Annotated in this window: 22 protein-coding genes; 2 read left to right on the forward strand and 20 right to left on the reverse strand. The window is 48.0% G+C overall.

Going from position 1 to position 18365, the window contains the following annotated elements; all coding sequences use genetic code 11:
- The first annotated feature begins 263 nt into the window (after positions 1-263).
- Both KTR07_RS21705 and KTR07_RS21710 read left to right on the forward strand, forming a co-directional pair.
- On the forward strand, positions 264-674 hold the full coding sequence (locus KTR07_RS21705; RefSeq protein WP_005868911.1) for a PcfK-like family protein: 411 nt from the start codon (positions 264-266) through the stop codon (positions 672-674).
- A 1-nt stretch (position 675) separates the two neighbouring features.
- Complete coding sequence (locus tag KTR07_RS21710) at positions 676-1923, forward strand: PcfJ domain-containing protein (protein WP_005868910.1); 1248 nt, start codon at positions 676-678, stop codon at positions 1921-1923.
- 99 nt (positions 1924-2022) lie between these two features.
- Here the strand turns inward: KTR07_RS21710 and KTR07_RS21715 are convergent, their stop codons facing one another.
- The 20 genes from KTR07_RS21715 to KTR07_RS21810 form a co-directional block, all read right to left on the reverse strand.
- Positions 2023-2508: a hypothetical protein gene (locus tag KTR07_RS21715; protein ID WP_005868909.1), complete on the reverse strand. Its 486-nt coding sequence runs from the start codon at positions 2506-2508 to the stop codon at positions 2023-2025.
- A gap of 53 nt (positions 2509-2561) precedes the next feature.
- On the reverse strand, positions 2562-3587 hold the full coding sequence (locus KTR07_RS21720; RefSeq protein WP_005868908.1) for a toprim domain-containing protein: 1026 nt from the start codon (positions 3585-3587) through the stop codon (positions 2562-2564).
- A gap of 135 nt (positions 3588-3722) precedes the next feature.
- Positions 3723-4142, reverse strand: a complete 420-nt coding sequence (locus KTR07_RS21725; protein ID WP_005868906.1) for a hypothetical protein — start codon at positions 4140-4142, stop codon at positions 3723-3725.
- Between the two features lie 22 nt (positions 4143-4164).
- Entirely contained in the window at positions 4165-6111 is a 1947-nt protein-coding gene (locus KTR07_RS21730; RefSeq protein ID WP_005868904.1) for a type IV secretory system conjugative DNA transfer family protein, read from the reverse strand.
- An 11-nt stretch (positions 6112-6122) separates the two neighbouring features.
- The gene (locus tag KTR07_RS21735; protein ID WP_007564694.1) at positions 6123-6506 is read right to left on the reverse strand and encodes a single-stranded DNA-binding protein; all 384 of its coding nucleotides are present in this window, start codon (positions 6504-6506) and stop codon (positions 6123-6125) included.
- On the reverse strand, positions 6484-7677 hold the full coding sequence (locus tag KTR07_RS21740) for an ArdC family protein (RefSeq protein ID WP_005868899.1): 1194 nt from the start codon (positions 7675-7677) through the stop codon (positions 6484-6486). Before KTR07_RS21740 ends, KTR07_RS21735 begins: the two co-directional genes overlap by 23 nt.
- Before the next feature lie 3 nt (positions 7678-7680).
- On the reverse strand, positions 7681-7866 hold the full coding sequence (locus KTR07_RS21745; protein WP_005868897.1) for a hypothetical protein: 186 nt from the start codon (positions 7864-7866) through the stop codon (positions 7681-7683).
- 18 nt (positions 7867-7884) lie between these two features.
- A complete protein-coding gene (locus KTR07_RS21750; protein WP_005868895.1) occupies positions 7885-9357 on the reverse strand; it encodes a DUF3945 domain-containing protein in 1473 nt (490 codons plus the stop codon).
- A complete protein-coding gene (locus KTR07_RS21755; RefSeq protein WP_005868893.1) occupies positions 9354-10466 on the reverse strand; it encodes a DUF4138 domain-containing protein in 1113 nt (370 codons plus the stop codon). Before KTR07_RS21755 ends, KTR07_RS21750 begins: the two co-directional genes overlap by 4 nt.
- Positions 10467-10478: 12 nt before the next feature.
- Positions 10479-10664: a hypothetical protein gene (locus KTR07_RS21760; protein WP_007564699.1), complete on the reverse strand. Its 186-nt coding sequence runs from the start codon at positions 10662-10664 to the stop codon at positions 10479-10481.
- Positions 10661-11944, reverse strand: a complete 1284-nt coding sequence (traM, locus tag KTR07_RS21765; RefSeq protein ID WP_005868892.1) for a conjugative transposon protein TraM — start codon at positions 11942-11944, stop codon at positions 10661-10663. The genes KTR07_RS21760 and traM overlap by 4 nt, the downstream gene beginning before the upstream one ends.
- Positions 11931-12629 (reverse strand): hypothetical protein, encoded by a 699-nt coding sequence (locus KTR07_RS21770; RefSeq protein WP_005868891.1) that lies wholly within the window; start codon positions 12627-12629, stop codon positions 11931-11933. Before KTR07_RS21770 ends, traM begins: the two co-directional genes overlap by 14 nt.
- Before the next feature lie 4 nt (positions 12630-12633).
- Entirely contained in the window at positions 12634-13689 is a 1056-nt protein-coding gene (locus KTR07_RS21775) for a hypothetical protein (protein WP_005868890.1), read from the reverse strand.
- Between the two features lie 6 nt (positions 13690-13695).
- Positions 13696-14292 (reverse strand): hypothetical protein, encoded by a 597-nt coding sequence (locus KTR07_RS21780; RefSeq protein WP_005868889.1) that lies wholly within the window; start codon positions 14290-14292, stop codon positions 13696-13698.
- Between the two features lie 5 nt (positions 14293-14297).
- Positions 14298-14519 carry a hypothetical protein gene (locus KTR07_RS21785; RefSeq protein WP_005868888.1) on the reverse strand — a complete coding sequence of 74 codons (222 nt, stop codon included), beginning with the start codon at positions 14517-14519 and terminating at the stop codon, positions 14298-14300.
- Entirely contained in the window at positions 14512-17118 is a 2607-nt protein-coding gene (locus KTR07_RS21790; protein ID WP_005868887.1) for a TraG family conjugative transposon ATPase, read from the reverse strand. Before KTR07_RS21790 ends, KTR07_RS21785 begins: the two co-directional genes overlap by 8 nt.
- The gene (locus tag KTR07_RS21795) at positions 17115-17426 is read right to left on the reverse strand and encodes a hypothetical protein (protein ID WP_005868885.1); all 312 of its coding nucleotides are present in this window, start codon (positions 17424-17426) and stop codon (positions 17115-17117) included. Before KTR07_RS21795 ends, KTR07_RS21790 begins: the two co-directional genes overlap by 4 nt.
- A gap of 12 nt (positions 17427-17438) precedes the next feature.
- Positions 17439-17783, reverse strand: coding sequence for a hypothetical protein (locus KTR07_RS21800; RefSeq protein ID WP_005868883.1), 345 nt, complete (start codon positions 17781-17783; stop codon positions 17439-17441).
- Positions 17784-17801: 18 nt separating this feature from the next.
- Positions 17802-18146, reverse strand: coding sequence for a hypothetical protein (locus KTR07_RS21805; RefSeq protein ID WP_005868881.1), 345 nt, complete (start codon positions 18144-18146; stop codon positions 17802-17804).
- Positions 18143-18355, reverse strand: coding sequence for a hypothetical protein (locus tag KTR07_RS21810; protein WP_005868879.1), 213 nt, complete (start codon positions 18353-18355; stop codon positions 18143-18145). Before KTR07_RS21810 ends, KTR07_RS21805 begins: the two co-directional genes overlap by 4 nt.
- Positions 18356-18365: the final 10 nt, after the last annotated feature.

Consider the following 18365-nt stretch of genomic DNA (forward strand, 5'->3'; position numbering starts at 1 on the left):
GGGTTTTAAAAAAAGGTCTTTAAATCTAGCTGAAGCATAAAATTAGAAGTTTAACAAACTAAGTAGCAGAAGTATATGCAAATCATTCAATTTGTTTTTTCGGTCATCATCGCTCTTTGTGCAGTGGCTATGTTTGTCGGAGCGGTAATAACGCCAAGTCCGATAAAGGTTGTGTCGGTTACGTTGTTGGCTCTTATTTGCCTATTCTCCTTGTTTCTCGTGAAATTGGCTTATTGTGAAATGAAATCTAAAAATGATATACTATGAAAGTGTCAGAACAATTTAAAAGTACCATCAAGGCATACCTTGATAATATGGCAGCGGTGGATAGTCTGTTTGCTCCAGTCTATCAAAAACCTACAAAGAATATAGATAATTGCATTACCTATATTTTAAACCAAGTGAAGAAAAGCGGTTGCTGTGGTTTTAGTGATGATGAAATTTTTGGTATGGCGTTGCACTATTATCAGGAAGATAATATTGAGGTGGGTAGCCCATTGAAATGTAATGTAGTCGTAAATCATCATGTTGAATTGTCAGAGGAAGAAAAGAAAGCGGCTCGTGAGGCTGCTATCAAAAAATTGCAGGAGGAAGAATTGGCAAAGTTGAAGAAGCGTCAACAAGCTAAACGTGAGAACAACACCGAAGTACAAACCCAGTTAACTCTTTTTTGATATGAAACCCAAGACAAAATTACAAATGGAAATCGTGAATGGGAGCAGGAAGTTAGCTCCCGTTTCAGAGGCTCAAAAGCGTTATGCCTATAAACATTGCTTTGTGCATTATTTCAAGCGTGATGCAAAGGGGAATTGCTTTTGTTTGGATTGTGGGCATACATGGCGGGATAAGGAAGATAAGAAAAACTGTAAATGTCCTCATTGCGGTATGAACCTGAAATTGGAGAATAGCAGGAAAAGGACGGCTGTATATAAAGAATATTTTTGTGTGATTACTACATACAAGCAATATCAAGTTATCCGTTTTTTTATGGTGGACTGCCGGCTGAAAAAAGGGTCTCCGGCTAATTACTTTATAATTGAGGCGGTACAGTGTTGGATGAATAAAGAGGGCAAGACAGAAACGCTGTCTTTGCTGCGGGGCATGTCTATATTTTATTACGATGCATGGATATATGGAAGTTCTTTGGAATTGCGTAAGCGGAATGTGCATCATGACCGTATTTATGATATTTGCCCGGCAGTTATCTATCCGAGAATGAAAGTGATACCCGAACTTACGAGGAATGGATTTAAGGGTGCCTTTTATGATATTTGTCCGAGTTCCTTCTTTATGACATTATTAACTGATAATCGGATGGAGATATTATATAAGGCAGGGCAAATGAATTTGTTCTTGAGATTTTTAGAGAGAAAATACGGTATAGATAAGTATTGGACGTATGTAAAAATCTGTTTAAGACATGACTATGTGATACATGATGCGGACTTGTGGCTGGACTATGTGGATATGCTGATAGAAAATAAATTGGATGCGAGAAATCCTCATTATTTGTGTCCGTTGAATGTAGAAGAAGCGCATGATTGGGTGATGGGGAAATGTAAGAAAAAATATTCTGAAAAGGATGAAAAAGACTATATTGCTGCCAAATCACGTTTCTTTAATCTTTCGTTTGCGGATGGAAATATTATGGTTCGGGTATTGGAAAGCCTTTCGGACTTTTACAAAGAGGGAAAGTTGCTGCATCATTGTGTATTCAGCAACGCCTATTATAAGAGAGAAGATTCGTTGATAATGTCGGCAACGGTGGATGGAAGGCGCATGGAAACGGTGGAGTTTTCACTTAGCAGGATGGAGGTGTGCCAGTGTCGTGGAAAGTCTAACCAATTATCAGCCTATCATGACCGGATTCTGAATTTGGTACGGGATAATATACCGTTGATAAGGGAAAGGATGGTAGTGTAATGAATAGCCCACACATCTAAATGTGTGGGAGTTCTTTTTTGGAAGACGCCCAAAAAAGAACCCCAAAAAACGTTGTCGCTACACATCGTTACGCTCGGATTATTTGCTTGTCGGCTTTAGTTTGCCGATACATTTTTCCATGTCGGGGGACAATAGGAAAGAAGCCGTCTTTTTCTGCTGCACCCCTGAGTGTGGCTGGACGATGGCATACCTGCATTTTAATATCTTGCCGATAACTTCCGTACTGTCACGGTGCAGGTACATGGCTTTCATGGCATCCGTTGCTTTCAGGCTTTTTTCGGCTTCCATATAGGCGGAAAAGGACGGTTTGAATAAGGCACGGGGACTTTCCGCTTTCTGTATGACAGCGGATAATTGTGCGCTTTTGTTGTTCAGGTAGCACAGGCTGTCCGATACGGTGACGTCTTCTGTTTCCAACACTTCCAGTAGTTCGAACTTTAAATCCGTCCAGGTGCCGTGAGAATCTGTCTGAACCCATTCCGCAATGGCCTTCTCATAGCCGGGTTTGCTGCATGAGGAAAAGGCAATGAGCAGCATACAAAAAAATAAATGCTTGATATTCATATTGATCTGATTTTATAGGTTGTCGTATTATGTGATGGAGCAAATCTATGAGGTTACTGGCCGTCCTCCGTGGAGGAACAGATGCCACACGAGATTTTCAGATCATCGTTCCAATCCTTGTTTTCCGAAAGTTCGACGTTCTTCAGTTTCCGTACCTTGTTGCGGAGTTCATCGTTACTCAGGCTCTCGACATCAGTCGTATCGCCATGAAAGTAACGATGCAGCCATAGAGTGTACTTGTGCCCTTGTTTGTCGTTGTCAAAGATGCTCCGGAGCTCCTTTACCTGGTTCTTGTCAAGAATCAGGCGTAATAGCCTCATTTGTCCTTCCGTGAATGTCCCTTCCGTAGATACATATACAAGATTGAGGTCGTTTCCGGAATGGCGTAATTGATAGTGGGAGATACAGTCTATAAATGACTCCCCAATGTAGAGAATGTCTATCGGGCGGCTTTTGTCATGGTTGCTGGTCGCCAGACAGTCGAACTTGCCACCGATAATCCCTTTGAATGTTTCATTTCGTTGAGAAATGGCTTGCACACCGTTTTCATTGTACATCTTGATGCACACGTTGCGGTAAACACTCCCTTTGTTCTTTACCTCACGGATAAAGAAAGTGTCTTTGAAGAACCGGCTTTCAATGCTTTCTTTCAGGATACCTCTTTTCTGGAGATAATTGCCCTTGTAGGGTTGTAGCTGGCTCAAGTAGAATTGAAGTTCGTCCGCTCTCATGCTTGTGTTACCTACTTCATACCGGCTTTTTTCGGGTGTCGTGATGCGGTTGGTGTTGATGTAGTTCTGAAGGATCTCCCCCACCTCGCGCAAGGACGGCATTTTTCCGGTTGTTTCAAATAGATGTTCCTGCATCAGATCCATGATACTGCGGCCACGCACGCTGTCACTATGCACGTCCCAATAGGTGTATTGGTTCTGCGAGTTCCGCTTGATGACGATGGTATGCGTTCCGTTGCTCATTTTGGGACAGGAGTTGGAAGAGCCTTCCACGATTTTCCATCCTAGTTCCAGCAGGAAATCGGGCAGAGAAATGGTTGTTTTTATCTGATTGAAATCGACTTTCATAACGTTGACTGGATTAGTTGAATCTCATTTTATCTGAGCTTAGATTATAAATGAGAAAGATTATCTTTCATAAAGATAAGAAATATCATCTAAATATGGAAGAGAAAGTATATGTTTTTTGATTCGTCTGCATTTTTATTTCAAGGTACTGTAAACCAAATCAACAGTAGTGTCTATACCGGGAACGGCCTCCAACTGTTTGCTCTGGTTGAATACGCTTTCCCCGTCTTTTTTTATCTGCATGGTGATGATAGCACTCTCTTTTGAATAGAGAATGCCTTGCACGGTAATTTGGCTGACAGGCTTTTCCGTGCTGTATTCCGCTTTATCGGTGAAACTCTCATCTACGGAAGCTGCGGAGGTACCGGTGCGTTCGTTCCTGAATCTCACGCCGTCAAGATTATATATATGCACACTGCCTTTGGGTGAGGAACCGGTTACGGCTACGGTGATGTGATACATGCCGGCTTTGTCTGTTTCCGATTGGATTTCCTCTTTGTTGCATGAAGCGGCCAATAAGCAGGCTGCCGCTAATAATGAATGAATTTTTCTCATGGTAGGATTCTTTTGTTGAATGTTATCGGATGATTTTTTGTTCTGTCTTGTGTGTCCCGGTTGGCGGAACTGCTGACTTTTCTTTTAATTTGTCCTCTATCTTTTTGAGGATGGCGTTGACATCTTCAATGATTTTGATGTAGTTCTGCTGGATAATCTCTTCCAGGATTTCCAGTTCCATCTCTTCTTTGCCGTTGCCCAGTTTGACCGGTAAGGAGAAACGGGGTATCTCCTTCTCTTCAAAACGGCACATATCCATCTGCACGCTGAAGAATGGCGGCTTGCCTCCGGCAATCTTGCCAATGAAGTGTCCGGCTGCTTGTCCGGCAATGTCCCTTGCCTTTAAGACTTTTTCTTTTTGCAGGCTCTCCGTGACACTGTTATTGCCACCGGCTTGGTGTGAATAAGATTCTTGCGCTTCTTTCTTCTCCCCAAGCAAGTTCTCGATGTCTTTGGCGGTCTTCTCATTTCCGGTCATACCGTAAGCCTGCGTTCCGCAGGAGGCTTTCAGGATGTTGGCACTTTTCTCTCCATAGTCCCTGACCGCTTGGTTGAAGTCCTGAACGGCGAGAATGGTAGCGACATTGTGCTTCCGGGCGGTTCCGATGAAAGTGTCAATGCCTTGCAACAGGATGGTCGGAAATTCATCTACCATGAATATGCTGGTCGCTTTGCCGGGATTGTTCATCTGTGACATCAAGACGCTGCCGATGCAGGAAATAGCAGGGGAAACGGCTTCCTTGATGGTGGGCGCATTGCCTACGCATAACAGCGTTGGGTGTTCCTTGTTGGTTATATCCAAAGAGAACTCTTCTTCGGGAAGTGGCGACAACACCCAGAAGATGTATTTGTTGTTCAGGAGTACCAACGGAGTCTGTGCGGATGATACGGCTCCGGCTGTCTGCTGTTGTGCACCCAGTTTCCAGGCGGTCAGCATGGAGGACATGTTCAATGCGATTTCAGGATCTTCCGACAGCCAGTGGAATACTAGGTTGCTGTCAGAAAGGGCAAGGGCTATCACATGGGGCAGCGTACAGATACCAAGCTTCCTTTCCTTGAAACATTTATAGGCGATTGAATAGACGTAGTTGATGGCATTGTTGGCCCAAAAGTCGGTCTTTTCCTTCCAGCTTGCTTCCAGATTCTTCATCAGTGTCATGATGATATTGCGGATGAATAGCGATTCGTTTCCCTTTGACATGTATTGCGGAGAAAGTACGTTCACCCTGACCGTGCGTGACATATCCACAAAGTTGATATAGGCGAAACGGGGTGTTTCCATCCCCTTGTTCCGGAAATGTTCGATGCTTCCGTATGCGATACGTGAGAGGATGGGTGACTTGTCCTTGGTGGGATCACCCTCCCAATCGTACACGAATCCGGCATAGTTGCGCTCGGCGCACTGGTAGATGATTCCCTTGATCCAGCTCTCTGATTTACCGCTTCCCGGACCGCCGTCGATATAGACATTCTGCTGCGGCTTATGGATGACCAGCGGCCCGGAGGCGGTTTCAAAGCGGAAGTAGAAAGCCGATTCTTCCCGGCTTAACCCGAAAATGCTATCATCGGATTGGGCATGACGCCGGATGAAATAAGGCAGAGTCTTGATGACAAGCAGCGTGTACGCTACGAATAGAATGGGAAATACAAATAGGTTATACCACGCTGATAACCGGCTGAATCCGACAACCAGCATGGATGCCGTAACCAGTGTCATACTGGTGTAAACCCATTTCTTGTTTTCGTCTTTCACTTTGCCAACCGGAAAGAGAAAAGCGAGGCCTCCGATCAGGATAACGTAGAGAAACCGGAATAGGATATCCTTCTCCATCAGCCTTTCCCACATGGCCGGATTACGTAGTGGAGCGTATAATCCCGTAACGATAGCCCACTGAAACAGTACGGCTGTCCCGATGAGCGTGGATAGCAGGATCAGGATGAATGACAGGTCTTTCTTCTCTCTTTCCATGGCCGTTGCTGTTATTGGGGTTGTCCGGATGCCGTTCCGTCACCGCTCTCTTTTTTCTCTGCCTTTCCCAGTAACTCAATGCGTGAGACGGTCAGGCTGACGGATGGGATGTGGCTACCGTCATCCTTCTGGAATACATCGGCATACACATCGCCGCAGACATATACCTGTGTCCCTTTTTTCAGATACTCAAAGACTTTACTCTCGTAATTCACGAAACAGCATACCCATAGGGTCTGTTCCTCGTTGTTCACGTTCTTGTACTTGGTGGATACATGGAAGTTGAATCCTTTTCCGTTCTTGTTCTGCCGGGCATCCGCACCGACATAACCGATAATTTGTCCTGTAAACATAATGATGGTTTTTAAAAGTTTATAATCCGAGCTGTGGCTCATTCATATTTTTCATGGCTGGCTCCGCTTCCATGGAAGGCAGCGAAATGCCGAAAGTGCTGTGTAGCGTTTCAAGGTTGTCGGCTGTAGGATGGTTTGCCGCAACACTTTCCAATAACCGTGATGAAGGGGTAAAACCTTCGTTTTTCATCTGCTCCAATACCGGACGGTTGTCTTGCAGGACGGCCTGCGTGAACCGTTCCTCCGGTGTGAGGTACTGTTCCATCCGTGCGGTATGTTCCTGAATCATATTGCTGGCTTTTCCTACATCGGCAAGGATGTTGTAGATGAATTTGGGATCTTCTTTCAAGGCTCCCAGCCAGTTTTTTAGATACATGGCATTTTCTTCCCGGATATGGGTGGATATTCCCAGGCTTTGCCCGACGGTAGCGGAGGTGAGTTCGGCAACCAGTTCCTCTTTGGCATATTGCTTGTCTCCGAAAATCACGCCTTTTTCCCGGTTCAGATGCTCAGGTTCTCCAGTCGAGTGCGCCATCTCATGCAGTAGTGTGGAGTAGAAATTCTCTCCGTCCTTAAACTGCCCCTTCAGGGGTACGACGATATGGTTATCTTCTCCCCTTGCATGGTAAGCACTATTTCCTTCCTTGGAATAAATGGGGCAGATCCATTGCTGTTCCCGTACCATCGCATCAATCAGAGGCACGGTGAGCATCCCTTGCTCGTCCTTGATGGCCGGTATCTTGAATTGCTCCTTCAATGCTTCCCATTTCTCCGGTTTCGTTTCCTGAAGATTGGTCTGCTGTACGTTGAACACATTGTATGTCTTCAGAAACGGCGTGACCTTATATTCCTGCTGCTCGTTTTTATCCAGGTTCTTATATACGTCGAAAGGTATTTTCTTTCCGTTCTTGTCTCTTACTGAGAAATTCCAGTAAATGACTGGGAATGACTTTTCTCCTTTCAGTATGTTAAGGCCGTTGTCTTTGGCTTGCATGAAGGTCATATAGACCGGCAGGCTGTACTGCTCTTTTTCCGAAAGTAGAAACAACATGAAGGAATTTACTCCGTTGTAGGTTCTTCCCTCGATATTTTGCGGAAGTCCCCCACCCTTTATCCCGAACCAAGGCTTTTGCCAGTTGTCTTCCACCTGCTTTATCTTTTCGATCATCAGTTCGGCGAAACGCTGTAATGCTTTATCACTTGCTGTATCCATGATTTATTGGTATAGATTTCTGTTCTCGTAATCAAGCAGCCATTCTCTGGCCGTTTGGTTGTTTGTCTCTTGCTGCTTGGCAGCCATCTCTTCTTGATAGGCTTGTGCAAGCTCTTCCTGTGCAAGTAGAAACTCTAAGTCACTGATTTCTCCTGCAATGTTTTTCTGTACTAATTCATCGTAATCCATAATTCCTGATTTTTTAGGTTATAAGTCATTGAAAGCCCGGTTGATGGTGCTGGCTATCGGACGGGCCATTTCCTTGCTGTTGTCGGGTTTGGGTGTGCTGGCCAGTTTGACATCTCCCAGTGTCTTTGTGCTGCCTTCCATCCCGAAAATCTTTTGTACGGCTATCAGTGTGTTGGCTTGCACACCCGTTTCACGCATCCGGGTAAGGTCTTCTTGAGTGAGCCGGTACCCTTCTTTCTGTATCTCTTGGATGACATGAAAGTTGTCGGTCTGTGCGGCATCCAACAGACGTGCGGCCTGCCTTTCATGTTCGCCCTGTTCTTCCGGCTTGGTGCCGAACAGCTGGATGACTTCATGGGTTTGCCTTTCATCCAGACCGTGTTCCTTACCGATTCCTTTGATAAACTCTTCACTGGGTTTATATCCTTCCTCTTTGAGCTTCCCGATTTTTTCAAAGTCATGTTTGCCCACCGCTTCCTTAAACTCGGCTTCCATATTGCGCCCCTCTTCGTGTTTTTGCTCTTTTGCAGCTTCTATGTTGGCCGCATGGGCTTCCAGTTTGGGGGTCATGGCCTTGATCAGCTCTTGTGCCTTGCCGGGAGTGATACTCTGTATGTTCTGTATCATGACTCCTTTCCTGTCATCCGTCAGTTGGATGTCGGCAATGAAGTAGCCTTCCGGACTGTGCAGCAGCTTGTTCTCCAGTGCATGGCCGTTGGCGAGCAGGTATTTGTCGGCTTTGGTTAACTTGTAGCCGCCATATTCGCTGGTCTGCCCGATGATGTCGGGAATCTTGATTTCCTGGTTGGTGCGCAGGATGACGGAGTTCAGATCCCGGTCAACTTGCAGCAGGATGTCCTTCTTATTTACGGTGATGGGTACGATGTCACCGGCAAGCAGCTGTTCTTTCTCTTTCTTGCCCAACTTCTTTCCCAGCACCTTGTCCGGGATAACCAACGCCTCTTTGCGGTAGAATACGGAGATTCCGTCATCGTTGAAACGGAGCTTCCCCGGTTTGCCGTGTATCTCCATCAAATCAGACATGACACCCTTTTCCAGCTTGGTGCCTTTCCCGTCGAGGATGTTCCCTTGCTTGTAGGCGTATTCATAGAGCGACTGTCCGGTGTAGCATACCTTCAGGCGATGGTCGATGACGGTAAAGCCGTCCTTGTCATGTCCCTTCAGGTTCTCCCACCGCTTGATGCTGATGCCATCCTTCTCCAGCTCGGCGACATATTTAGGATCATTGGCACGTTCCTTGTCAAAAAGGGCGGATACACGTTCTTTTGATTGGTCACGAAGGCTTTCATCGTACTTTGCTCCGGCTTTTTCCCTGATTTCGCTTACGCTCATGCTCAGCTCTTCCCCGTCTTTGCGGAACCGGAAATATCCGTCCCGGTATTCGGTCTGATAGCCCAGTGATTCGGCGATGCCGCCGAACTGTCCCACGTTGTCGAACATATAGGTGTCTAATGCTTCTCTCAGTTTCATGGCTGTGGCTTGTATAAGGGTTCTGCGGAAAGGATGTATTCGTTCAACACGGCCAGCTTGATGTGCCGCCCGCCGTTTCGCTCGTAAATCTCGATCTCGAATACCTTATCATCGGGTATCGTGAATTTGTCGAAACCAAGTATCAGCCGGTTCCGGCTCTTGCCCTTGATTTTCGTATCAAAATCTTTCTGATAGATAGGTTCGATGGTCGTTTCTTGCTGGATGGCGTTCTTGCTCTTCTTTTGGTCACGCTGGAAACATTTGACAAACTCGATGTCGTAGTCGATGTATGATTTGTTTTTCAGGTCAAAGATGAAAAACATGAAGTCCTCATGCACATACAGATTGGCCATTGACAACTCAAACTTGTTCTCGATGACCCCCAGGCTGTAGATGTTGCGCTTCTTGGTGCGCAGCTCTTGGATGCATCTTTCCATTTCCTCGCTGTTCACATCCACATGGGCGGTATATTTGCGCTGGTCATCAAAATTGTAGGTGAATACGGAGGTATTGCCCCGTTTGATGGTGATGTGGTAAGTGTTCATGGCCTTATCCACCACAAACAGGTTGGAATATGCCACGGCATCTTTGGCGGTTGATACTTTCAACTGGTTGTTGTAGGCGGCCAGAGTGAAGGACACCTCGTTGCCGGGCGTTCCGTAAGCGATGTCCTCCGGAAAGAAGAACTCGGCCAGATGGAGGTCGCTGACTTCTGCCTGATAGTCATGGTGCTGCCATTTCCCGTTGTCCTCGTAAATGTTCGGGTACGAATCCGTGCCGCCTTCGGGAAGGTAGCGGATGTGATAGGTGTAAACGCTTCCGTCGATGCAGACTACGGTCAGGTTGGTCTCTTCGGTGAATCCTTCCGCTTGCGCCGAGAGCCTGACGATATGGGGCGCCTCTTCTACCCGGCTGGCCATGACAAGCTCCTGTTCGCCGATGGCGATATCAGATACTTGCACAGGAAATACCAGGTGTTTCACACAGTCGAAAGAGATAAAGATGTCTTTTTGGCTGATGGCTTGTTTCCGGGGAGTGCCGTTTTCCTGAGCGAAGAGCGGCAGACTGCACACAAAGCAGTAAAACAGTAGATAAATATATTTCTTCATGTTGTCGATATGTTAAACGGTTCTTGAAAAAAAGGCGGTGAATACGGTAATGCCCCATAGAAGAAGCAGGGTAATGCCGAAAGAAACGGTCAGCGGACGGATTTCTTTAAAGGCTCGTCCGTTCCGGCGTGATACGTAGATCCGATAGCCGAAAAAGACCGCTGACAGCGCAAGCAGGTAATTGAGAATGTCTATCATAATTTGTCTATCAATGTTTGAAGGGGATGATTTTTCTTGTTCGTTTTCTCTTGTTCCATTTGCTCATAGAGCTTCTGTAACTCCGCTTGCACGGCTTGCCTACGCAACTTCGATTCCTGACTCTCTTCTTGGATATACATTTCGTAGTTGGACTTGAGATGTACCTTCACTTGTGAGAGGCTCATGTTCAAGATTTGCTTGGCTACCTGGGTGGTGGCGTTGACTACGCTGGTCACTTCGCTGGCCATCGTGCCGATGGAAGAGAGCGGCATGTCAATGTTCTGTACAAGACCTTGTTCCATACGCTTGGCTGCACTGGCTTTCAGGTTATTGGGCAGGTTCAAACCTTCCATGGCATCATTGTCGAAGACAACCACCGATACGGGATTGAGGTTGTCTCCTACCTTCAGGTTGCTGACTACCACATCGAGGCGGTTGGCTCCCAAAGTGGCGATACCGTAAAACAGCGTGTTGGCCGGTATCTTCATGCCGGATAGGGTTACGTCCTGAAGCAACCGCATCCGTACCGTACTGCCCGTGACTACGGTCTGGTCGCCGTGGATGCAAGCCCTGAAGAGGTTGCTGTTTCCCGGTGCGGAGGTCGGTTGGCGGCGTACCCGCTTGCCGTTTTCGGCATGGTAGATCGGGCCTTTTTGCATCAGGCTGTCGGCGGATGGATGGCCGGAAGGGTTGGCAGCGGCTTTCTCCGTTTTTCCCTCTTGGTCATAATTGACAATCCGTTCATACATGCGCTTGCGGTATTTGTCGGATTCTTCCAGTTCCTTGCGGATGCGTGAGTTCTTCTTGGCTTCCCGGATAATCTCGTTGAGCGCCTGCTCGTCCTCCAGTCCGTCCAGTTGGCTTTCCAGCTGATGAGAGAAGCGTCCGTTCCGGCCACCTCCGTATTCTGCCATGACTTCGCTGTACGGATCGTTCTGCATACGGCGGATGCGCTCCAGTGTGGCACGGTCATACCGCTCCTGCTGGTTTTGCAGCTCGAAGTAAAAATCAGATCCTTTGACCTGAGACTCTTTCAGGATGCGTGCCTTCTCCTGCTCTTCCAGTTTGTCCTGCTTATAGGCTTCCATCTTGTCGTTCACCTTGTCGGCCATTTCCGACTGTGGTTCCAAAAAGGCTTGCGAGGCGGCCTGTCTGTCACTCCCTGACGGCACGTTCCCGTCCTCACGGATGAAGAATACATAAAGGAAGAGGATGCCCAGGATTACCGGGATGGCCATCAACAGCTTGTTCTTGTCTTTGATAAGTTTATTCGGTTCCATGGTCGGTTGGTTTAGAGGTTTCTGACTGGTTTTCATTCTTGCCCGGAGAAGCTGCCTGCGATGTGTTGGTGCCGTTGCTTTCCACGGGTTCGGAATAGCGGACAATCCAATCTTCTATCTTGGCTCCGTGCGCATTTTCCTCGCTGCGGGACAGCATATCATAGATGGTGAACTCCGCTTCGATATTACGTGAGATGCTTCCCCGTGCCCGGTACCCGGTCTGCGTGAAGATTATCTTTCCGGAAACGGGTATCGTTTGTGTGTTAATCTCTACATCCTTGATGCGTACCCCGTAACGGATATTCTTTTGTATGAGTGAGTTCAGCATATTCACATCGTTGTACTCGTTCAACAGCTCCTTCCCCTTGTTGCCTATGAGGTTGAGCGCAAGCGAAATGTTCTTCTCGTAGCTGCTCTCGTCAAAGGCATACCAGTGGGTTACGAAGGTCTTTACATGGTTCATGTATTCGTATTGCCGCATATCGCTGGCAGACAGGCTGCTTGCCTCATAGACTTCTCCCTGCCTGTCGATGACGAGAGCCTGGCCGTATGCTTTTTCTATTTTGTTGATAAGGAAGATGATACTGCTGGCAAAAGCGATAGTCAGAATGATGCAGTACCCGGCTGAAAGCCGGATAGTCAGCTTGACCGCATCATCTGCTCCTTTGAATTTCATCAGATTCATAGTTCTATTTTTTATTGTTGTCGTTTATGAAACTTGCCCCGATAGAGGCGGCACCGCCTACGTTGGTCAGCTTGCCGCCTGCCGCTGCGCCTCCCATCAGGGCGATGGTGGCCGCCGTGGTGACGATTGACACGGTTTTCGAAATGATTTTCCCGGCATCGCTGTGTCCTACGATTTTGGAGGATAGCCAGAAACAGCTGCAATAAGCACCAATCAGGGCGAGATCCATTCCTAAATATTGTATCTGCTGCGTAGCTGCGTCCACCATGTCGGCACTTTCCGTATAGATGGCCTTGAAGGTCTGCCATATGATTTGGTTCAGAATATTGATGACGGTGAATACCATACAGGCGGAGCAGAGCGTACCGAACCAGATACTCAACTGTTTCTGAAAGACCGGCAACATGCTTACGGCAAAGACAAACGGGCCGAGAATGACCAGTAGCTTGACAATGACCACGCCGATACCCAAGATGACTACTTGTATGATTCCTACCAATAGGGCGGAAATGCCATGAAGCACAAGGGTGGCGAGGTTGGCGGGGTTGAGCAGCTGCACAATCTTCTCCACGCTGGAGCGTACACCGGTCATTTCGTCCTCTTCCATCTTTTTATCCAGTTCGTGCTGCATGGCGCCGGTGCTGTCTTCTCCGGCTGCTACCTCCGACTGGAGGCTGTGTTTGTCGTATTCGGCAATCATCTCTCCTTGTTCGATGGCTGATTGTGCCATGAACTGGGCAAATTCCTGCGCACGCTCGGAGGTCAGCGAGGTGGCTTCGTTGATTACTTCCATCGTGCCTACGATGGTTTGGGCGATGGGGGTGTATATGCTTAGGCAGAAGAACAGTACCAGGCAACGGGCGATTTCCATCATGTCGGGAAATTTGTCCTCATTCGGGCTTAACAGCTGGCTGGCTCCGTGATAGAGATAGTTGTATGCTAGGTTGCAGATAAAGCAGATGACACCAACACCGAAGGCGATGACTGTCATTTGCGAAACGAGTTCCATCGTCAGACCGTCCGTGATCTGAAGTCCCCAGAGAAAATTATCTTGATTCATAACGCTTTAATTGGTGTGTCGTGTGAAAGCGGCCAACCGTCCCTGGTAATAGGTCTTCCGGTTATGCCCCTTCATGGATTTGTAAATGACCGTGGAACGCACGGATTCGTTAAACTCACGCATCTCTTCGGCGGCTTTTTCCACCGATTCCTTCACCTGCTCGATAAAGGACATGCGCCCTTCCGAGTTCATCGAGAAGTAACTGGTCACGGTGGCCACCTTGAACAGCAGGTCGGTACTCAGGCTCAGATTGACGGTCACACGCTGAAAGTTGAGAAATTTCAGGCAGTGGTAATTCGATCCTACGTTCAGGTAAAAGCTGTAGTCGCTGCTCAGGCAGGCTACGTCGTCCAGCAGGTCGGCAAGCTCTTTCAATGATTTGAGTTCCTTCAACTGGTCGATCTTTTGCAGGCCGAGCCGCAGTTCCTGGGCATCGATCATTTCATTGATTTGTGTAACCCATTTCTTGACATTGGCGATCCATTCCGTTGAGTTCAGCAGGGTGTGGCCGGGATCATGCACGACGAACTGGGCATGAACACTGCCGGTTCCCATCAGCCCTATCGAGGCGGCAAGTCCGAGTATGAGAATGATTCTTTTCATGACGGTTATTTGTTGGTGATGAATAATAGGGTGAATATGACACATACCAGCCAGGCTGTCAGATAGCTCTTGGCATTTTCCTTTTTCGTGGCGAGTGCCCATACCACGAAAATGAGCGCAACGCCCAAAAGTGCGGCGGCAATGCTTCCGGCAAGATTGTATGCGCTGCCGTTGAAGTCGGTTGACCAGCCTAGAAGGGCGGTCAGCCCTTGGGTGGCGTCATCCATACTTTTTCCTCCTTTCCTCCAGATAGCGGTTGATGGCCGTATAGGTCGAGCCGCTTTCGTTGAACAACTGCTTCAGTCGTACTACTGTCGCCTGGCGCGAATCGAAGGCTACGGCGGCGAAGTCGGACACCTCGTTGCGGAAGATGAAGGCATCGTTCGACATCTTGATGAAAAACTCTCTCCAGCGTTCCGTGCGCTGCAACGACTCGATCATATAGGCCTCTTCGTCCGTGATGGAAAGCACGGCTTTCACTTCCGGCAGGTTCTGCCGGTGTTCTGAATGGTCGAGGATAATCTTGGTCGCGCAGTTGATGATGATGGAGTCCTTGATACTGGACGGCATGTTTTTCAAAAACAGGATGTTCTGTGCGGCCAGCGTGATGCTTCCCTCCTTTTTACGGAAGGTTCGGTACAGGTAGGCGATGAAGTCTCCGAATTTCTCGTCTTGCAGGAAGTCGAGTGCTTCGTCGATGATTAGCTCTTTGGCAAACCCCTGGCGTTTCTTGATTTTATCCACGATCATTTGCAGGGTGATGATGGCAACGAGTGGAAAGTACTCTTTCTTAGAGGCATCTTCCATATCGAAGGCTATCAGCCGGTCATGCACGATATCCACGTTCTCGGTAGCGTTCAGCAGGAATGACAGCTCTCCGTCCGTATAGGGTTCCAGTAAAAGCAACAGCTCCTCTATCTCGAATTTCTGTTTCTCAAACTCGGTCATCCGTTTGCTGAACACTTCCTTCAGATAAGCCCGGTAAGTTATCAGCGTCGGGAAGATACGCTCATGCTTCTCTCCTATTGAAGAATTGTTCACATAGTCGTAAAATCCGATGACGGATTTCCTGAGAATGGCGTTTTCGGCAGGCAGCATGGGTTCACGTACCTTCCAAATGTAGCTGATAATGGCGACGATGGTCTTTATCTGGTCATCGGCAGACTCGGCATCCGTGGTGTCGATGTACAGGTATTTGCCGTTCTTGTCACGGTCACACAAGAAGGGGTTGAACGCAAATTTCTTCTGCTCGGTAGAGTCGAAGTATTTGCCCCGGTTCAAGGCTATCATCGAGCGGTAAGAGCCGCCGATGTCAATGATCATCACATCCCGGCCCAGCTCATAGCTTTGCAGGATGTAATTGTTCAGCCAGAAAGATTTACCGGAACCGGACGGGCCGATAACGATGCGGTTCTTGTTGTTCAGCGCCGGATAATCCCAGAGGTTTATCTTGGCGGGAGTACCGAAACGGTCATGGTAGATATGCCCTTTCTCGTCCGAAAGGTACATCCCCTCTTTTTGCAGATAGCAGATGGCCTGCTTGGTCGTGTTGACGAAGCCCCGGTAATTGGCCCTGGCATTGCCGGGTATGTTGCAGAAGAACAGGTTGCACAGCTCGGCGTTCTCCACATAGCACGAACTTTGGTTCATAAAGCTGAAGCCTTGCTGTACCAGTGCGGTTTTCCGCATGAGCGAGGTGCGGTCTGTATCGTTCAGCACGACATTGAAGGCGGTATAGGCGGTCTGGTAGTCGAACTGGGTAATCTCATCGCAGAAGGCTGCCTGCTCGCGTTGCTTCTCTGCCGCCGGAGGGTAGAAGTTGGTGATGTAGTTCAGCGCGTCTTTCTCCGCACCGATGGCCGTTACGGTGGCATCTGGATCGGTTATCTCTATCACGATGTTTACGATGTGGTTGAACGGCAGGCCAAGTCCTACGGGGTACAGCATCGAGCATTTGCTCCGTATGCTGTCCGGTATCTCTATGTTTCCCCCGTATGCCTTCGACTTGCCGGTGTGCGGCACGGCCAGTTCCTGAAGATGCTCGCCTTCGTTGGTCAGCGAAAGGATGGAAACGTGCTGCTGCCCTATTTTCATGCTTCCGCTTTCACTGACAGCCATAGGGTTGACGCTCTTCTGCGTGGCATCGTTTTCCGGTGTCTCGTAAGAGAGGTTGACGTAGTCGTAGATGGCGTTGTTCAGTTCCGTATCATCCATCTTGCGTATCTCAAACTGCTGGATGGACGACAAACCGTTCTCAAAGTTCATCAGAAAGGCTTCCATTTCTGTCAGCCGTTGCTGATATTCCTTATAAGGTTGCTTGAACGGGTAGTGCAGCTTTCGCATCAGCGAGGTGCCCGATGCGCTTTTGCGTATCTTACCGTTTCGGCTGCCGTTCGTGAACGTCACATACAGGTTGGTGTAACTGTTCAGTATCTCCTTGCCGTTGAAATGACGGTTGTTCTCCGCTATCAGGGCATTGGAAGAGTATTCTGCATGATGGTATCGCCCCGTATAGTAGAAATTCTGCTGATGGATGACCGTGCCTGCCGGAAGCAGCTTCAAAAGAGCCTCCAACCGCTCATGGATGTATTGCGCCTCGCTTTCCGACAAGGTGAACACTTCGGGCAGAAGCAGCCGGTAGCCGACGGTGATGTCACCGTTCCCGTTGATGACGGCGTTCTCCGTGATGGTCTGGATAGGCAAGACACTTTCCAGATCCACGGATTTGTCCTTCACCTCTATCTCTGTCTGCCGGATATACAGCAGAGCAATCAGCAGGCACAGCGCACAGATTAGCAGGGATATGAGTATGATGATTCCTATCATGGTTGCTGTTTTAGGATGAATTTGAAAATCTGCCGTTTGTCCGTTATCTGCCGGGGGGTGGCGTTCTTGATCCGGAGGCCGGTCAGGTAGTCCGGGTTACCGGCCTTGTGTTCCTTTTTCAAGGTTTGGAACAGCAGACCGGATAGAAACAGAATGGCGGAAATGATTCCGATGATGAGTATCGGGTGCAGCTGCTTGAATATGCTCACGATGATGATGATGGCCGTCAGCAGCATGAAGATGGCGAACTGTCCCGATGACAGACCGAAGAACTTGATCGGCTTGTTGATTTTACGCATGGTTCTCATGGCTCTTCGTTTTTAGATAATCAGGAAGGCTACCATGATGACTACCACGGCGATGATCCAGCCGAGCAGGTATTCCTTGGCATGGGGATTGTTCGTGGCAAGCGAATAGATGACAAAGACCAGAGCGATGCCGAGTACCGCCGCCAAAATGTATTTGGCTACGTCCAGAATGGTGTCCGCACCCTCTTTGGCTTTGTCTGTCACTTCGGATAGGCTGTTAATCTTCAGGCCGCTTTGTGCCTCCGCCACTTGTGCCGTTCCCAACAGCGTGAAGAATATGAGAAAGGTGAAGATAACCTTTCCATAGCGGTTAATGACTTGGTTCGCTTTTTCTCTTACATTTTCGATTGCTTTCATTTTGTTCCTATTTTTTAATTAAACATGAATCGTTTTCAGTCTCTCCCATTGCACATCCTTATACTTGATGGATATGGGCTCTTCTTTCGGCTGTTCCGGCAGTGGTTTGCCTGAGTAGTAGTAGGCTCTTCCATGCAGGTACATATCGGCTATCTCGGCAGCCAATTCCTCTTCTTCCAGCTCAGGCTGAAATACCACGCAGATGACCGGACAGGCTCTCTCCTGCCCTTCCTTGCGCACCGCCTCCCTTATCGGCTTCTCTTTCTCCTTTCCGGAAGAAAGTGCTTTCTTCTTTTTCCGAAAGTAAAAGTGAAGCGTGACACAGGCGAGTATGGCAACCAGTATCAAATCCACTACGTTCATAAGAGTTGCCAGATAATGAGCCAAGTGACCAATGCCGTGATATAGGTGATGATGGCCTCTTTGGTGCGCTCGTGGTTGCTTATCAGCTTTTTAAGTACCGCTAGTCCGGCACATAGAAAGCCTACCCCTATCAGCATGGCGCCTATTTCACGGTATAAGGAGATCAGGCCGGATACATTTGTATCGGCTAACAATATGATAATAAGCATGGTGATATGA

This window comes from Bacteroides sp. MSK.20.82 (assembly GCF_019052485.1).
Lineage (GTDB): Bacteria > Bacteroidota > Bacteroidia > Bacteroidales > Bacteroidaceae > Bacteroides > Bacteroides thetaiotaomicron.

Coding starts and splice junctions, on each gene's coding strand:
- KTR07_RS21800 (WP_005868883.1), bottom strand. CDS start 17,783: ATGAAAGCAATCGAAAATGTAAGAGAAAAAGCGAACCAAGTCATTAAC.
- KTR07_RS21805 (WP_005868881.1), bottom strand. CDS start 18,146: ATGAACGTAGTGGATTTGATACTGGTTGCCATACTCGCCTGTGTCACG.
- KTR07_RS21710 (WP_005868910.1), top strand. CDS start 676: ATGAAACCCAAGACAAAATTACAAATGGAAATCGTGAATGGGAGCAGG.
- KTR07_RS21740 (WP_005868899.1), bottom strand. CDS start 7,677: ATGGATACAGCAAGTGATAAAGCATTACAGCGTTTCGCCGAACTGATG.
- KTR07_RS21810 (WP_005868879.1), bottom strand. CDS start 18,355: ATGCTTATTATCATATTGTTAGCCGATACAAATGTATCCGGCCTGATC.
- KTR07_RS21785 (WP_005868888.1), bottom strand. CDS start 14,519: ATGGATGACGCCACCCAAGGGCTGACCGCCCTTCTAGGCTGGTCAACC.
- KTR07_RS21795 (WP_005868885.1), bottom strand. CDS start 17,426: ATGAGAACCATGCGTAAAATCAACAAGCCGATCAAGTTCTTCGGTCTG.
- traM (WP_005868892.1), bottom strand. CDS start 11,944: ATGGAACCGAATAAACTTATCAAAGACAAGAACAAGCTGTTGATGGCC.
- KTR07_RS21745 (WP_005868897.1), bottom strand. CDS start 7,866: ATGGATTACGATGAATTAGTACAGAAAAACATTGCAGGAGAAATCAGT.
- KTR07_RS21725 (WP_005868906.1), bottom strand. CDS start 4,142: ATGAGAAAAATTCATTCATTATTAGCGGCAGCCTGCTTATTGGCCGCT.
- KTR07_RS21705 (WP_005868911.1), top strand. CDS start 264: ATGAAAGTGTCAGAACAATTTAAAAGTACCATCAAGGCATACCTTGAT.
- KTR07_RS21730 (WP_005868904.1), bottom strand. CDS start 6,111: ATGGAAAGAGAGAAGAAAGACCTGTCATTCATCCTGATCCTGCTATCC.
- KTR07_RS21775 (WP_005868890.1), bottom strand. CDS start 13,689: ATGAATCAAGATAATTTTCTCTGGGGACTTCAGATCACGGACGGTCTG.
- KTR07_RS21760 (WP_007564699.1), bottom strand. CDS start 10,664: ATGATAGACATTCTCAATTACCTGCTTGCGCTGTCAGCGGTCTTTTTC.
- KTR07_RS21780 (WP_005868889.1), bottom strand. CDS start 14,292: ATGAAAAGAATCATTCTCATACTCGGACTTGCCGCCTCGATAGGGCTG.
- KTR07_RS21790 (WP_005868887.1), bottom strand. CDS start 17,118: ATGATAGGAATCATCATACTCATATCCCTGCTAATCTGTGCGCTGTGC.
- KTR07_RS21715 (WP_005868909.1), bottom strand. CDS start 2,508: ATGAATATCAAGCATTTATTTTTTTGTATGCTGCTCATTGCCTTTTCC.
- KTR07_RS21755 (WP_005868893.1), bottom strand. CDS start 10,466: ATGAAGAAATATATTTATCTACTGTTTTACTGCTTTGTGTGCAGTCTG.
- KTR07_RS21720 (WP_005868908.1), bottom strand. CDS start 3,587: ATGAAAGTCGATTTCAATCAGATAAAAACAACCATTTCTCTGCCCGAT.
- KTR07_RS21750 (WP_005868895.1), bottom strand. CDS start 9,357: ATGAAACTGAGAGAAGCATTAGACACCTATATGTTCGACAACGTGGGA.
- KTR07_RS21735 (WP_007564694.1), bottom strand. CDS start 6,506: ATGAGCCACAGCTCGGATTATAAACTTTTAAAAACCATCATTATGTTT.
- KTR07_RS21770 (WP_005868891.1), bottom strand. CDS start 12,629: ATGAATCTGATGAAATTCAAAGGAGCAGATGATGCGGTCAAGCTGACT.